We start from the raw sequence: 473 nt of genomic DNA on the forward strand, positions 1-473 counted from the left end.
TTGTCCCATACCGGGTGCTGTAGCGGGCGCCGGCTGCGCTGCGACGCGCAGGGATGGATCAGTGGGGTGCGCGCGCGGGGGCGGTGCCTGGGCGCGGGGCGGGCCGGGACGTGCAGGGGGATCCGCCGTCCGGCCAGGGCGTTGGGGTCCAGGCCCAGCCGGCGACCGTTGGCCCGCAGGTAGGACAGCGCGATGTGCGCCGACTCCTTCATCACGGCACCGAGCTGACCGGTCAGGGTCAGTCCGGGCTCACCCTCCATGCTTGTCGCCTCGATGAACAGCACGTCTCCCCCGGCGCCGGTGACCGCCAGGCCGGTTGCCACCCCCGGCACCGCCGTTCGCTCCGCCGACTCCGGCTTTTGCTTCGGGCGGCCGAGACAGCGGACCAGGGTTTCGGCTGTCGCTTGTACACAGTGTAGTGTGTATGAGAGAAAGGCGGAGTGAACGGGCTTATCAAAGCCACCAAGGGCAAC

General features: G+C 70.0%; 1 pseudogene. It reads right to left on the reverse strand.

The features are described 5' to 3' along the window. Nucleotides 1–389, reverse strand: a pseudogene (locus JMF97_RS30605) (S16 family serine protease); the annotation flags it as partial. Between the last annotated feature and the right edge of the window lie 84 nt (nt 390–473).

The sequence above is a fragment of the Micromonospora fiedleri genome (assembly GCF_016774385.1).
Lineage (GTDB): Bacteria > Actinomycetota > Actinomycetes > Mycobacteriales > Micromonosporaceae > Micromonospora > Micromonospora gifhornensis.